Annotated in this window: 14 protein-coding genes; 8 read left to right on the forward strand and 6 right to left on the reverse strand. The window is 61.0% G+C overall.

The window, feature by feature from the left end; translation table 11 throughout:
- Positions 1-17 precede the first annotated feature (17 nt).
- Both NCT32_RS32555 and NCT32_RS32560 read right to left on the reverse strand, forming a co-directional pair.
- Positions 18-1,583, reverse strand: a complete 1,566-nt coding sequence (locus NCT32_RS32555) for a DHA2 family efflux MFS transporter permease subunit (RefSeq protein ID WP_061118396.1) — start codon at positions 1,581-1,583, stop codon at positions 18-20.
- Positions 1,576-2,703 carry an HlyD family secretion protein gene (locus tag NCT32_RS32560; protein WP_061118397.1) on the reverse strand — a complete coding sequence of 376 codons (1,128 nt, stop codon included), beginning with the start codon at positions 2,701-2,703 and terminating at the stop codon, positions 1,576-1,578. The genes NCT32_RS32555 and NCT32_RS32560 overlap by 8 nt, the downstream gene beginning before the upstream one ends.
- A gap of 179 nt (positions 2,704-2,882) precedes the next feature.
- On the opposite strand from NCT32_RS32560, the gene NCT32_RS32565 reads away from it, so the two are divergent.
- Positions 2,883-3,548 (forward strand): TetR/AcrR family transcriptional regulator, encoded by a 666-nt coding sequence (locus NCT32_RS32565; RefSeq protein WP_061118398.1) that lies wholly within the window; start codon positions 2,883-2,885, stop codon positions 3,546-3,548.
- A 121-nt stretch (positions 3,549-3,669) separates the two neighbouring features.
- Here NCT32_RS32565 and NCT32_RS32570 read toward each other — a convergent pair whose 3' ends face one another.
- Entirely contained in the window at positions 3,670-3,948 is a 279-nt protein-coding gene (locus NCT32_RS32570) for a hypothetical protein (RefSeq protein ID WP_061118399.1), read from the reverse strand.
- 397 nt (positions 3,949-4,345) lie between these two features.
- Here NCT32_RS32570 and NCT32_RS32575 point away from each other — a divergent pair, with 397 nt between their 5' ends.
- Positions 4,346-4,690 carry a hypothetical protein gene (locus NCT32_RS32575; protein ID WP_250491276.1) on the forward strand — a complete coding sequence of 115 codons (345 nt, stop codon included), beginning with the start codon at positions 4,346-4,348 and terminating at the stop codon, positions 4,688-4,690.
- Between the two features lie 97 nt (positions 4,691-4,787).
- On the forward strand, positions 4,788-5,003 hold the full coding sequence (locus tag NCT32_RS32580; protein WP_061118401.1) for a hypothetical protein: 216 nt from the start codon (positions 4,788-4,790) through the stop codon (positions 5,001-5,003).
- 58 nt (positions 5,004-5,061) lie between these two features.
- On the opposite strand, the gene NCT32_RS32585 is transcribed toward NCT32_RS32580, so the two are convergent.
- Positions 5,062-5,268, reverse strand: coding sequence for a hypothetical protein (locus NCT32_RS32585; protein ID WP_250478398.1), 207 nt, complete (start codon positions 5,266-5,268; stop codon positions 5,062-5,064).
- Here NCT32_RS32585 and rpoD point away from each other — a divergent pair.
- Positions 5,176-6,993 (forward strand): RNA polymerase sigma factor RpoD, encoded by a 1,818-nt coding sequence (gene rpoD, locus NCT32_RS32590; protein WP_061118538.1) that lies wholly within the window; start codon positions 5,176-5,178, stop codon positions 6,991-6,993. The genes NCT32_RS32585 and rpoD overlap by 93 nt on opposite strands.
- A gap of 42 nt (positions 6,994-7,035) precedes the next feature.
- Here rpoD and NCT32_RS32595 read toward each other — a convergent pair whose 3' ends face one another.
- Both NCT32_RS32595 and NCT32_RS32605 read right to left on the reverse strand, forming a co-directional pair.
- Entirely contained in the window at positions 7,036-7,770 is a 735-nt protein-coding gene (locus NCT32_RS32595) for a serine protease (protein ID WP_061118539.1), read from the reverse strand.
- Between the two features lie 996 nt (positions 7,771-8,766).
- Entirely contained in the window at positions 8,767-8,970 is a 204-nt protein-coding gene (locus NCT32_RS32605; protein ID WP_061118402.1) for a cold-shock protein, read from the reverse strand.
- A gap of 628 nt (positions 8,971-9,598) precedes the next feature.
- Here NCT32_RS32605 and NCT32_RS32610 point away from each other — a divergent pair.
- From NCT32_RS32610 to NCT32_RS32625, 4 genes are all read left to right on the forward strand, one after another.
- Positions 9,599-11,128 carry an ATPase gene (locus tag NCT32_RS32610; protein ID WP_250478299.1) on the forward strand — a complete coding sequence of 510 codons (1,530 nt, stop codon included), beginning with the start codon at positions 9,599-9,601 and terminating at the stop codon, positions 11,126-11,128.
- A gap of 213 nt (positions 11,129-11,341) precedes the next feature.
- On the forward strand, positions 11,342-11,896 hold the full coding sequence (locus NCT32_RS32615) for a phasin family protein (RefSeq protein ID WP_143756338.1): 555 nt from the start codon (positions 11,342-11,344) through the stop codon (positions 11,894-11,896).
- Positions 11,897-12,223: 327 nt separating this feature from the next.
- On the forward strand, positions 12,224-13,129 hold the full coding sequence (locus NCT32_RS32620) for a PHB depolymerase family esterase (RefSeq protein ID WP_250491277.1): 906 nt from the start codon (positions 12,224-12,226) through the stop codon (positions 13,127-13,129).
- A gap of 156 nt (positions 13,130-13,285) precedes the next feature.
- Positions 13,286-13,648: a hypothetical protein gene (locus NCT32_RS32625; RefSeq protein ID WP_061118406.1), complete on the forward strand. Its 363-nt coding sequence runs from the start codon at positions 13,286-13,288 to the stop codon at positions 13,646-13,648.

Below are 13,648 nucleotides of genomic sequence, written 5' to 3' on the forward strand. Positions count from 1 at the left end.
TCGAATGATTCATGACATCAGTGGCCGGCGGACGGCATCTCGCCGGCTTGAGCGCGCGGCGTCTTGAGAAGGAGCGCGAGCGGCAGGCACGCGAGCAGTGCGATCGCCAGCACGTAAAAAGTTTCGGAGTAGGTCATCACGATTGCCTGCTGGCCGATTTGCATCGACAGCTGACCGAGCGCCTGCATTTTCGCGTGTGCGATGTCGCCACCTTGCGCCGCGAAGCTCGCCGCGCTCGCCGCCATGCGCTCCTGACCGATCACCGAGTTCGCCGTCAGCGATTCGCGGATCGCCGCCGTATGGAAGTCGTTGCGACGGTCGATCACGGTGCCGATGATCGCGAGGCCGACCGACCCGCCGAGATTGCGCGCCATGTTGTAGAGGCCGGCCGCATCGCCGGATTCCTCGCGCGAAACCGCGGCCATCGACGCCTGATTGAGCGGCATCATCGCGAGCATCTGGCCGAAGCCGCGCAGGATCTGCGACCAGAAGAAGTCGTGCCCGACGCTTTGCGCGGTAAGCGAAATGTCGAGCAGGCAACTCGCCGCGAAGAACAGCAGCCCCGTGGTGACCAGCACGCGAAAATCCACCTTGCCGAGCAGACGCGGCAGCACCGGCATGATGAGAAACGCGGGCACGCCGGACACCAGCATGATCGAGCCGGACTGCAATGCGTTATAACCCGCGACCACGCTCAGGAACTGCGGCAGCAGGAACGACACGCAGTAGAGTCCCGCGCCCACGGCGAACACGATCAGGATCACGCTCGCATAGCGCGGATTGCGCAGCAGCGAGAGCCGCACGATCGGCTTTTTCGCAAAGAACTGCGAGAGCGCGATGAAGAGGAAGCCGAACGCCGTGACGCAGGTGAGCATCACGATCTCGCTCGATTCGAACCATTGATTGCGCTGGCCTTCCTCCAGCACGACGGTGAGCGAACTCAGACCGATCGCCAGACCCGCAATGCCGAGCCAGTCGGCCTTGAGAAATGCCTCCCAGTGCGACTTCTCGGGCGGCAAGCCGGTGATGAGCAGCGCGACGAGCGCAAAGCCCACCGGCACGTTCACGAAGAAGCACCACGACCATGAGATGTTCTCCGCGAGCCAGCCGCCGAGCACGGGGCCGAGCAGCGGTCCGAGCAGCACGATCAGACCGAAGATCGTCATGCCGACAGGCATCTGCTCGCGCGGCAGCCGCGTGCGGATGATGGTCTGCGCGGTCGGGATCATCGCGCCGCCGGTGAAGCCCTGACCGATGCGGCCCACGACCATCATCGGCAGCGAGTTCGAAAGGCCGCACATTACGGAAAAGAGCGTGAACAGCACCGCGTTGCCGAGCAGGAAGCTGCGCAGGCCGAATACGCGCGTGAGCCACGCGGCGAGCGGAATCATCACGATTTCCGACATCAGGTAGCCGGTCGATATCCATGTGCCTTCGGTACCGGTCGCGCCGATCTCACCCTGAATCTGCGGCAGCGCGGAGTTGGTGATGGAGATATCGAGCGTGGCCATCAGCGCGCCGAGCGCACCGGCCGTGACCGCGATCCAGTCGACGGCGCTCGCGCGTGCGTGCGATTCAGTCATGGCGATTCTCGGCGGCGACGCGCTTGCTGTCGTCGGTGGCCGCTTTCGTGTCGACATCGACCGTCACCGACAATCCCGGCAGCAGCACCTTGCGCGTTTCAGGACCCGTATCGACGCGAATACGCACGGGCACGCGCTGCACGATCTTCGTGAAGTTCCCGGTCGCGTTCTCGGGCGGCAGCAGCGCGAACTGCGCGCCGGTGCCGGGCGCGAAGCTTTCGACGACACCGTGCAGCTCGGTGCCCTTGAGCGCATCGACGTGCAACGTCGCTGGCTGACCGACACGCATCCGGCCCACTTGCGTTTCCTTGAAGTTCGCCTCGAGATACAGCGACTGGACCGGCACGACCGTCATCAGGCGCGTGCCGGGTTGCACGTACTGGCCGACGCGCACCGTGCGGTCGCCCACGCGACCCGCGACCGGACTCACGAGCGTCGTGTCGTCGAGGTCGAGCTTCGACTGGTTGAGTTGCGCCTGCGCCGCTTCCATCTGCGCGCGCGCCTGCGCGATCTGCGCTTCGGTCGCGCCGATCTGCATCGTGGCGGAGCGCGCGGCGGCGAGATTCGCGGCGAGCGTGGCGCGCGCCTGATCGCGCGTCGAAACGAGACTGGCGAGGCGCTCGGCGGTTTCGGCGCCGGTCGCGACGAGCGGACGATAGCGAGTGACGTCGTCCTCCGCGTGCGTGAGGCTCACGCGCGACACATCGGCCTGCGCCTTCGCCTGCTCGGCGTTCGCGTGCTGCTGCTTCAATTCGGCTTGCGCGCGCTGGATATCGGCGGCGCGCGCATCGAGCGTCGCCTTTGCCTGATCGAGCGATGCCTGATACTGCCGCGCGTCGAGGCGCGCGAGCGGCGCACCCGCCGCGACGGCCTGATTGTCGTCGACCAGGACTTCCGTGATGTAGCCGCTCACCTTCGGCGCGATGGTCACGCTGTCGGCCTTGAGATAGGCGTCGTCGGTGGTTTCGACGAAGCGGCCGACAGTCCACCAGCGCAAACCCCACGCAACGCCGACGACGACCGCGACGATTCCGATCGCGATCAGCACGCGCTTGCGTGACGGTTTGCCTTGGGCGGCGTCAACGGGTTGGTCGCCGTGCGTGGGCACTGTGACTGACATGATTTCTCCGGGATCTTTTGCACTACCGCGTGCGTACGGTAGTCTTCGGTGAATACGAGACGGCGAGCGCGCTTGCGGCGTGTGCGATACACGCGGTGCGCTCGCCAAACTAGACGGTGTCGTCTAGTATGCCCGAGTCTAGACGATTGCGTCTAGTTTTGCCCGTCCCAGGAGCGACGATGAAGAAGCCTCGTGCGGATAATGAAAGCGAATTGCAGGGTCAGGAGCGCGGCAGCACCGCGCGTTCGCCGCTGCAGGCGCGCGGGCGTGCGCGCATCGAGGCTGTGCTCGACGCGACCGCCGAGTTGATTGTCGAAAAAGGTCTCGAGGGCGTCACGATGCACGGCGTCGCCCGGCGCGCAGAGACGCCGATCGGCTCGATGTATCACTTCTTCCCGGATCGCGACAGCCTGCTTGCCGCGTTGTGGGATCGGCACGCGGCGGCGCTCGACGAACTGGAAGACGAGCTTGGCCGGATCGACAGCGAGACGTGGCGCGGGCTGTCGGCGGAGGCGGTGATCGATCGCATCATGACGCCGCACATCGAATACTTCGAGCGAAAGACCGATTTCCTGATTCTGATGTCGGCGAGGCCGCACGACGAAGCGAAAAAGAAACGCAAGTCCAGCATGATGAGAAAGGTGATCGACGCGCGCATGCCCGGCGTGAAAGCGTCCGAGCGCGAACTTTACGTGGAGATGCTTCATGCACTCGCGGGCGGCGCGTTAGCCGTCAAATTGCGTCCGTCGATGGGCGATGTGCAGTTGGCGCGCCGCTATCTGCGCGAAGTCAAGCGAGCGCTGGCAGCCTATCTGGCCGCTGTGGAAGCGGCGGTCCTCAAGTGATGCGGTTGGGAAACAGCATGCGAACTGATTAGAGCTTCGTCGTGCGAAATATATCGAAGCGCATAGGAGTTCTTCGCGGCCGCGCCGAACGCAAAGCGCTACGCAGTGTTTGCATCCACGCTTATTCTCCGCCGCCGACGACCTCGGCCTGCCTTCGAAGCTGGCGCGTCATGAACTCGCTGGAATCGACATCGTCCGGAGTCAGCGAACGGCCACACGCTGAACACGCCGGCGTGTTGTCCGCGAAGAGGCGGTCGGTGCCGTCGTAGTGGCCGTTATCGGAGAGGCCTTGCAACGTCGCCCGATACCAGTGCGAGTGCCCGTCATCGTAGATGCTTTCCACGATCGAGCCGCGATGCCCGCAGGGGCAATTCACGTGTGTGATGATGCCGACTTTCATGCGTGCCTCGATAACGATAGCGAAGCGTTGAAGTGTGAGAAGCGCCCAGCAAGCGTGTCAATGGACAAAACACGCGCAACGCGTGTACCTGATTTCCTCGAATTTGGCAGGCGATCGGATAGCGAAGTTCATTCCGCATACAAGCAATCCGGCAAATAAGCGTCATCCTTCTCCGTAGCGGGTCGGGTCCGGTGAAAAGGACTCTCGACGCGTTTTCATTGTCGTCATGCATCGGCGGCATCGACGAAAATTTCGCTATACAAAATCCATAAACCGCGTAGGATGGAACAACTCAAGCGAGTTGAAATAATTCGCAGCATCCGATAGCGCTCAAGCGCCGGCCCCGAACGGGACAGCCTCACATCGGAGACCGTGCAACGCGGTCATTCGTGTCAGCTTGCCGATACTGCTCTACGCCCCCCTAATACATTGCCGCCTGCTTGCGGCGAGAGATCATTTCATGACAGTCGAAAACCGCCTTTACCGTGGCCTGGAAATATGCCCGCTCGTCTTTTCACATCGGGCCGCCGGAGCCGTTCACGCATACAACCAGGACGATGGGTTCGATGCCGCCGTGCGCATTCAGGAACCGTCGGAGTCAATGGGCCTGTCGCGCAGCCGTGTATTCAAGCTTAGCGCAAGCGAGCCGTTTCAGAGCGCCGGCGACGCGCGTCGCGCATCGATCGCCTATGCCGAGCAGATGATCGACAAGTGCCCGCAGGCGAGATCGTTCCTCGACTAGCGTGGTGAGCAGTTCGGGCAGCGCCCTCGACGGCCTGCTGTCGCAACCGGCGAGGCCGGGATTGACCGCTTCTCGCGGCGATCGGAGAGTAACTGTGATGCAACCCGACATCAGCAACATTCGCATCGATCCAACGCCGCGCCGGGCCGATGGGGAGTACATGGCGCATGCCCGCATCAGTACCAGCGGTGCGGACGGCCGCGAAACGGATGTCTTCGTGAGCGGCGACCTTGCCGGATTCGACCGGCGCGACGAGGCCGTCGCTTTTGCGGCGAACTGGGCGCGCGCGTGGCTCGAAGTCCGGTTTGGCTGAATTGACATCGGTATAACAAATGCCGTGATTTCGTATGCGCAGGCCGCCGCGCCTCTGGCTAACGTCTCACGTTGGCAAAGAAGCTGAATGTGGAGAGAGGATGGCCGGTTCCCGTCGAAATCAAGTAAGCGAAGTTCATCATCCGGACGCGCAAGGCGTCGTAGCCGATGCGGTGCAGTCCGACCGGCAGCGACGCGCAGACGAACAGCAACGGGCGGTACGCGCTTTGATCCGTGTAGCGAGGGATCAAGGCTTTGTCACGCATGCGCAGATCAATGATCACCTGCCCGATGATGTTGCGCAGCCGACAGTGCTCGAAGATATATCGCGCACGTTCCTCGAAATGGGCGTGACGGTCTACGAACAGGTTCCCGATACCGAAACGCTGTTGCTCGATGACGCGCTTCCTGCTGTCACGCTCGACGATCAGACGGAAGAAGACGCCGAAGTCGCGCTTTCGACCGTCGATGCCGAATACGGCCGCACGACCGATCCCGTGCGCATGTACATGCGCGAGATGGGTGCGAAGCAATTGCTGACGCGCGCGGCCGAGGTTCAAATTGCGCGGCGAATCGAAGAAAGTATCAATGAGATGATTCAGGCCATCGCGGCTTGTCCTCCCACCATCTCGATGATTCTCGCGAGCGCCGGGCAGGTCGCGGAGGACAAGCTCGGCATCGACGAACTCATCGACGGCATCGACGATGCATCCATGCCGGCGGATCTCGACAAACCCGGGCGCGCCGATGGCGAAAGCGATCCGGAGGCCGAGGACGAGGCGAACCGGTTGCGGCTGATGCAACTCAGGCACGACGCACTCGATCTTTTTGCGCGGGTGGGCCAGTGCGTCGATCAGCTGCGCGAAGCGGGCGCGGACGATGTTCCGGCCGCTCACGAGACGATTCGACATGAACTTGCGCGCGTGCGCTTTACCGCGCGCACGGTCGAACGCGCGTGCAACGACATCCAGCAGCGGCTCGCGCACGTGCGTCAGATCGAGCGGCGGATTTCCGGCATCGTCATCGACCGGTGCGGCATGCCGCGTGAGCAGTTCATTGCATCGTTTCCGGGCAACGAGACCGACCTCGACTGGACCGCGAATACCGCCGCGAAATCGCGCGATTACGGTCCATCGCTGGAACGCAGTCTGCCCGCCATTCAGGCCGAGCAGATGCGCCTGCTCGATCTCGAACGGCAGGCCGCCATGCCGATTCAGCGCCTGAAGCACATCGGCCGCAAGCTGCTCGCGGCGGAATCCCGCATGCGGCATGCGAAGAACGAGATGATCGAGGCCAATCTGCGGCTCGTGATTTCGATCGCCAAGAAATATATGAATCGCGGCGTGCACTTCCTGGACCTGGTTCAGGAGGGCAACATCGGATTGATGAAGGCCGTCGATAAATTCGAATACAGGCGCGGCTGGAAATTCTCGACATATGCGACGTGGTGGGTTCGTCAGGCCGTGACACGCGCGGTTGCGGACCAGGCGCGCACGATTCGCGTGCCAGTGCATATGGTCGAGACGATCAACAAGCTCAACCGCATTTCGAGCGAGATCCTGCAGCAAACCGGCAAGCCTGCGCTGCCCGCGGTGCTGGCCGAGCGCATGGAATTGCCGGAGGCGCGGATCGGCAGCATTCAGAAGATGGCCATGCGCCTGATTTCGCTTGAAACGCCGGCGAACGATGACGCTGACGCGACGCTTGGCGATCTGATCGAAGATTCGAACGCGGAGTCGCCGCTCGATGCCGTCGTGCGCGCAAGTTTGCGCGCTGCCATCGACGATGCTTTGAACGCGCTTTCACCACGCGAGGCCAGAGTGCTGCGCATGCGCTTCGGCATCGATATGCTCAACGAATTTACGCTTGGCGAACTGGGCACGCATCTGGGCGTGTCGCGCGAACGCGTCCGGCAGATCGAAAGCCAGGCAATCCGCAAGCTCATGCATCCTCGTCGCGCGGACAAGCTGCGTTCGTTTCTCGATCATTGAACGCCCGCAGGCATGGACGCAACGGACGCGCAGTGCAATGCGTCAGTCGTTCGTGAGGCTCATCAGTACGTCTGCGTACCAGGCGCTGTTGAGGCCGAGCGACTCGTCGACCTGCAAATCGCGCGTGTTCATGTCGATTGTCGACGAGTGAATGCCCAGCAGCCGCCAGGGAAGTGCGCCCGCCGCCCCGTTCTCATCGGTCGGCAGGTGGCTGATCACTACCGGCGCGCCGCTCGTGCCCCGGTGCGTGCGCGCATCCGTGATGAAGCAGCCTTTGCCCTGAAACCGCAGCCCGAATGCGGACGCGATGATGCCTTGTCTGACCACGGGCAGATGATGCAGCGAGTCATGAAAGCCCAGCGGAAAGCCGACGATCAGCACGGATGCGCCAATCGGCATCGCTTCGCCGGATGTGGGGAGATGTTCGGGACCAAACGCGGCGAACACGGCCGTGGCCGGCAACTGATTGCGGGGGACTTCGAGCACGGCGACGTCGATTTCGCCGCCGGTATCCGATGCCTGGCGCCACAAGCTCATGCCTTTGTCGTATAGCGGCAGTGATGCCCACGCTGACGCGCCCAGATTGCCGCCATCCACGTGCAATTCGATCTCGATACGGTCCGGATAATGCCTGCTCGGGGTGTCCGTGAGCACGTGACGGCTCGTGACGAGAAAGAGGCGATCGCCGCGCGTGAAGAAAAAGCCGCTCGCGTTGGTCAGATGGTGCGTCTGCGCGAAGGTGCGCACTCGCACCGCCGTGAGCAGAAGCGTTTCCACCGTGGGCCCGCGTGCCGCGTCAGATTCGCTGGGGACATTCGAACTGGCCGTGCTTCTTGCGAGGAAGTCTCGCAGCGCTTCGTGCTGCGGGCCCTGATTCTGCCGGTCGTTTTCCGACAGAAACTCCGCGACAGGCTTGTCCGAAACAGAGCCGCCGGACGCTGCGTTTGGCACGTGCCTGACAACGGCACGCGCTCCATCGAACAAGAGCCAGCTGTCGCCGTTTGAACTGCGATAAAACTCGGTTGGGTGCATGCCGTAGTGTCCTGGTGACGCGCATTTGCAGCGTCGCCGTCGTCCACGCGACCGTCTATCCAAATGGGTCGCTTCGGGTGCAGCGGTCGCCGGGAATATGCAGATTGGAGAGGACGTGAACCGGAGCATGGATGCTCCCGCTCACGATTGAGGGACTCGAGCGGCGCGGGGTTTATCGCCGCGTAAGGCAGTTGATTGGTGGACAGCTATCGAATGCTCAAGCTTGAATCGACGATACGCATCTCGCTCGACCCGGTCAAGGTGTTTTCTCGGACCAGGCAGCGGGCGAAACGCGATACGCGGACGAACAAGTGCACGCGTGAATGAAGCGAGGCCCGCGGGCCACGCACTATCCGCGTGTGTCGATCCAGTCCTTCGCCCAGCGATAGGCGTAAGCGACGGCCTCGACTTCTTTCGAGAAATAACCGAGGGAATAAAAAGTGTATTGAGATTCTGAAGAACGCTTGCTCGTACGGTCGACAGACACATTTGCCGAAAATGTACGATCTGGCAGGCGGTGGGCGGTCGCTTGTACCGCATAGCCTTGATAACTCTGAATAGATGCCATTAGGTTTTATATTTTTTGGCGCTGATACTTACGTTCAAACGCGATGAGTGGGAAAAGAGTGCGCGCAATCAGTCACCGACCAATGTCGGGACACGCGGCAGGGAGGGGGTGAGGAGAAAAGCGGAGAGACCTGAGGGAACGGGACCCGGAGAGCGGATCCCGTGATGCTGCAATTACAGCGGCTTGATGTTCGAAGCTTGCATGCCCTTCGGGCCGCGCTTCGTTTCGAAGCTTACCTTCTGACCTTCAGCCAAGGTTTTGAAACCGTCAGCGCGAATCTCGGAGAAGTGCGCGAACAGATCATCGCCGCCGTTATCAGGGGTAATGAAACCAAAACCCTTGGTGTCATTGAACCACTTGACGGTGCCGTTATCCATGAAAAATCCTTGAAATAAAAATTGGGGTGTTGAAGAGGTGAAGCATCAAGGAGAGAGTGGACAACGAATTCCGGTGCAACGGACGATTGATGAGCAGCAGTCGACTTCTTGAACTTCAATTTGAATAGTACCAAACCCCAATGAATTGGTCAACTATTAGTCGAATTAATTGCGGCGAGCGCGGCGGGACGGCCTCATCGGCAGTCATCGGCGACAACGCGCCGCTCGACGATCTGCGTCGCAACCTTCATGGGACCGTCGCGCTTCGTCCGACAATACGGAGAATTAATGATTGACTGCCTCACGCCGCGAGGCCGATGCTTTCGGCAATACTTCGTCATGGAGCCCCTGGACTGATTACGCGCTGAACATATTTCCTTCCGCCATGCGCGACATTGCATGGTCTCGATAAACGGAGAAGAGAATGCGAAGGATACGAGGGCTGGTTCTCGCTATTTCATCAGGAGTATTGATTTCCGGATGCGGCGGCGACGCCGGGTCCGATGCTCCGGGTTCGAACGGAAAGAGTGCAACTGGGCAGCCGGCGGCGCAGCAAGGTGCCACGACCAAGGGTTATGCGCTGTCGACCGTCATCTGGGACCGCGTTCCCATTGGCGTCTGCTGGGACATGAGCAACGCCGATTTCGCACGGTACTCCGCAGAACGCGGCTGGAGCCGTCTCGCGGTTCAGGCAACCTGGGAGGAGCATTCGGGCGCCCGTTTCACGGGATGGCAGCAGTGCACGAACGATCCGAACTACTACGGCATACGGATTACTGTCGAGGACGAGCCGGGGAGCGCACCGCACACCCTTGGCCTGGGTGCGATGCTGGACAACGCGGCGGGCGGAATGGCGCTCGACTTCACCTTCAGGAACTGGAGCCAGAGTTGCCAGGGGCGTGAAGAGTACTGCATTCGACGGGTTGCTGCGCACGAGTTCGGTCATGCGCTGGGCTTTGCGCACGAGCAGAACCGCCCTGACACCCCTTCGACGTGCAACGAGCCCGCGCAAGGCACATCGGGCGACACGATGATCGGCGCATGGGATCTCGCATCGATCATGAACTACTGCAATCCGAACTGGAATGGCGACGGCGAGCTTAGCGCCACCGACATCGAAATGGCGCAGAAATACTACGGACCCCCGCGGCGCACCGAAACCGTGTACACGTTGACGCGCGCCCAGGCCCCGGCTCGGGTGACCGCGTACGATCTCGCTTCGCGCGTCGCCAAGGCTTCGATCGATCTTTCGCTGACGGGCGACTATAAACAGGTCGATCAGATGTTCGCCAGCCTGGACGGGACACGGCTGCACGTGCTTCTGGAGAGAAATCCGACGTCGATCGATCTCGCCACGATCGACACCGCAACCAACAGGGTTCTGCACGTCACGCCCATCGGTCCATTGCTGACGACCTCCACCGGATATAGCCTCGAGCCTGCGCCGGATGGGAAACAGGTCTATCTGTCGAGCAAGAACATCATCAACGTCATCGACACCGAGTCAGGCGCGCTACTCAGGAAGCTGGTGCTGCCTAAGGACTTCAGCCTCATCAAGGTAGTGACGGCGAAGAATGACGACGAACACCTCTACGCGCTGGCGAGCGCGCCGGGAGCGAGGCTGGAAGTTCTGCGCATCGAGACGGCCAGCGGGTACATCGTGGGCGGCTATCCGGCGGGTTCGGCGTCAAGCACGATGAGCGGCGAATTTACCGTGACCGACGATGCGAAAAAGGCTTATTTCGTGAGCTTTGCATCCGTTCAGGCCGCGGGCAGCCTGACCGAAATGGATCTCGGGAGCGGCATTACGCGCGTGCTGACCGATCTGCCGGAAAAGAAACCGAGATTCCTCACGGCCATCAATAACCAGCAGATTCTCTTTGCCGACGACAACGACACGAGCCCGAGTCCGATCATCCTCTATGACGTGACGAGCAGAACCCGCACGACCTTGCTGAATTCACCGAGCATGGTGGCATACATGCAATACGATCCGATCAACAGGTCCATTCTCCTCGAGCGAAGCGGCGTTTGGTCGGTCAATCAGTTGAAGCAGCGGGCGGACGGCAAGTACCGGAGCACGGACCTCGGACTGCGGTCATTCACCAGCGGCGCAACGTACAACGGTCTCGCACCGTTCGTATTGGTGGCGCGCTGAACAACGCCATGGCGGGCGCCGTGGGCGACGGTCCATGCGCGCCCTCGCCGTCTCGCGGCCTTCGAAATCGCATGAAGAAAAATATTAAGCGATCCGAACGATGATATTCGTCAGATGTAATGCGGCGAGCTTCGACCCACTGATGAGCGGAAAGACGAAATTGAGAATACGCGCTTGACGATAGCCGAAAGTGCCGTATGATGGTCCTGTATATTGCAGTGCAGCAAAAACCATTTCGGTCATAAATACGGCGTCCCGTCGAATCTCATTTCAGGAGCATCAATGTTTCCTTCTTTCCCTAATCAGACATTCGCATTCCCGGCAGCCAACGTGCAAGTTCTCGTGAATATCACCAAGCGCTATGTGAGCGGGCTTCAGCAGCTTGCCGAACTGAACGTTCAGACCGTGAAGACCGTTTTCGAAGAAAGCGCAGCGGTCGCCGGTGCGGGCCCGAAGGCGAAACCGGGCGACTTTCTGAACTGGCAAACTACGCTGCTTGCCGAGATGCCCGAAAAAGCGGCCGCATATTCAAGGCACTTTTTGCAGATCGTTCGTGCGACTCAGACGGATATCCTCAATGAAGCGAGTGGCCCGCTCAAGCAGTTCGGCTTTGAGTTGAAAGGGGTGACTGATTCTGTTTCGCAGAAGCCGCTCGCACTCCTTTCGGATATCGCCAGGACGTCGACCGATGTTGCGGATGCCGGCGCCGAGGCGATCAGCGAATCCGAAAAGGCACTCCGGCCTTCGAAAGCCGACTCGAAGCGCTAATGCATGTCATCAACCTGACGTGCCGCCAATGATGTTCAAAGCCCGCACCAAGCGGGTTTTTTATTCCGCCCGACCCCACGGGGAAAATCGATGAATCCCTTCCATCCCCTTGCGTGGGCGCACGACTCGTTCTGGTCGTTCTTCCCTCGCGAAATCGTCGGTCTCACGGCACAGTTATTCGACAACGCCGAGACCGCGATCGCGGCACCCGCAACTCCATTGCAGTCGGAGAGCGAAGCGCACACAGCGCATGCCAAAGATGACCCGCCGCGCAGCGACACGCCGGTCGCGCGAGTGAGCGCGACCGCCTCCCACGCCGAAACGCTCGTGCCCGAAGCGACCGCTCATCGTTGGTTGAGCAAACATTTCGAGCATGGCAACGAGACGTATCGATTCAAGGTCTACATTCCCGGTGCACACGATGGTCGTCCGTTACCGATGATCGTCATGCTCCACGGTGCGCAACAGGACTCGGACGACTTCGCGTCAGGGACCGGAATGAACATCGTTGCCGAAGAGAATGGCTTCATCGTCGTTTATCCGGAGCAGCCGGAGAGTTCGAATCCACTGAAATGCTGGAATTGGTTCCTGCCGGCGAATCAGACACGCGAATCGGGCGAAGCGGCGGCGATCGCGGCGCTCACGCGCGAGGTCGCGGACATGTATAACGTCGATCGCGCGCGCATTTATGTTGCAGGCATGTCGGCCGGTGGCGCGCTGGCCGTCAATCTCGCCGTGACTCATCCTGAGCTGTACGCTGCCGCGGCGATTCATTCAGGGCTGGCATTCGGCGTCGCCGACGAGCAACTGGCGGCACTCTGCGCGATGAATGACGGCAAGGGAAAGGTGCGCCTTCCGCAAGCGTCGTCCGGGCGAGCCACGCCGCGCGCCGTGCCGCTGATCGTCTTTCACGGCGATGCCGACGACACCGTGCATCCGCGTAACAGCGAACAGATCGTGTCGATGAGTCAGCTATTGCATGGCATGTCTGACGACACGGTGACGTCATCCGTAGTCCACTTCGCCCAGGAGGAGGGCGGCCACGCTTATACCCGACACGAGTTTCATGATCGTGACGGTGTATTGATCGGCGAGCAGTGGATCGTGCACGGGCTAGGTCATGCATGGTCGGGAGGCCATCCCGATGGAACCCACACGGACATCCGCGGACCGCGGGCGAGCAGGGAAATCGCTCGATTCTTCGATCGACTCGCAGGAAACGGTAGCCTCTAGCCGCCGGCGTCCGGTTCAATGACGTCCGCATTGATTTTTCCTTCTCGCCGCCTAGACTTCGATTCCACACCATAAGCAGTCGACGAAAGCGCGAATTCGTCTGCGCATTTCCACAAGTGCTTCTGCCTGTCCGTGGGCGTGCCGAGAGGAGAGACGATGAAATGCATCGAGTTATACACCGGCCACGACGGCCACTCGTCGTTCAGAACCGTCCACACATTCGAAGCAAGCCCCGTGATATTCAATGGCGTCGCCGTGTCGTTATCGGCGCCGCAGCCGTGCGAAAGCGTGCTCGTGCATGAGTTCGACGCAGACTATGTGCTCGGCTGGCACAACCCGCCATGCAGACAGTACGTCGTCGTCCTCGAGGGGGAACTCGAAATCACCGTGCAAGGCAGTGACGCCGCGCAACGTTTTGCAGCAGGCGCGATATTCATTGCCGGTGACATGAACGGCACAGGCCATACGACGCGCGCCATCCGATCAGGCCGCGCATTGGTCGTCAACCTGCGGGGATGA

The organism is Caballeronia sp. INML2 (assembly GCF_023631365.1).
GTDB lineage: Bacteria > Pseudomonadota > Gammaproteobacteria > Burkholderiales > Burkholderiaceae > Caballeronia > Caballeronia turbans.

Coding starts and splice junctions, on each gene's coding strand:
- NCT32_RS32625 (WP_061118406.1), top strand. CDS start 13,286: ATGAAATGCATCGAGTTATACACCGGCCACGACGGCCACTCGTCGTTC.
- NCT32_RS32560 (WP_061118397.1), bottom strand. CDS start 2,703: ATGTCAGTCACAGTGCCCACGCACGGCGACCAACCCGTTGACGCCGCC.
- NCT32_RS32555 (WP_061118396.1), bottom strand. CDS start 1,583: ATGACTGAATCGCACGCACGCGCGAGCGCCGTCGACTGGATCGCGGTC.
- NCT32_RS32580 (WP_061118401.1), top strand. CDS start 4,788: ATGCAACCCGACATCAGCAACATTCGCATCGATCCAACGCCGCGCCGG.
- NCT32_RS32605 (WP_061118402.1), bottom strand. CDS start 8,970: ATGGATAACGGCACCGTCAAGTGGTTCAATGACACCAAGGGTTTTGGT.
- NCT32_RS32570 (WP_061118399.1), bottom strand. CDS start 3,948: ATGAAAGTCGGCATCATCACACACGTGAATTGCCCCTGCGGGCATCGC.
- NCT32_RS32610 (WP_250478299.1), top strand. CDS start 9,599: ATGAGCAACGCCGATTTCGCACGGTACTCCGCAGAACGCGGCTGGAGC.
- NCT32_RS32565 (WP_061118398.1), top strand. CDS start 2,883: ATGAAGAAGCCTCGTGCGGATAATGAAAGCGAATTGCAGGGTCAGGAG.
- NCT32_RS32585 (WP_250478398.1), bottom strand. CDS start 5,268: ATGCGTGACAAAGCCTTGATCCCTCGCTACACGGATCAAAGCGCGTAC.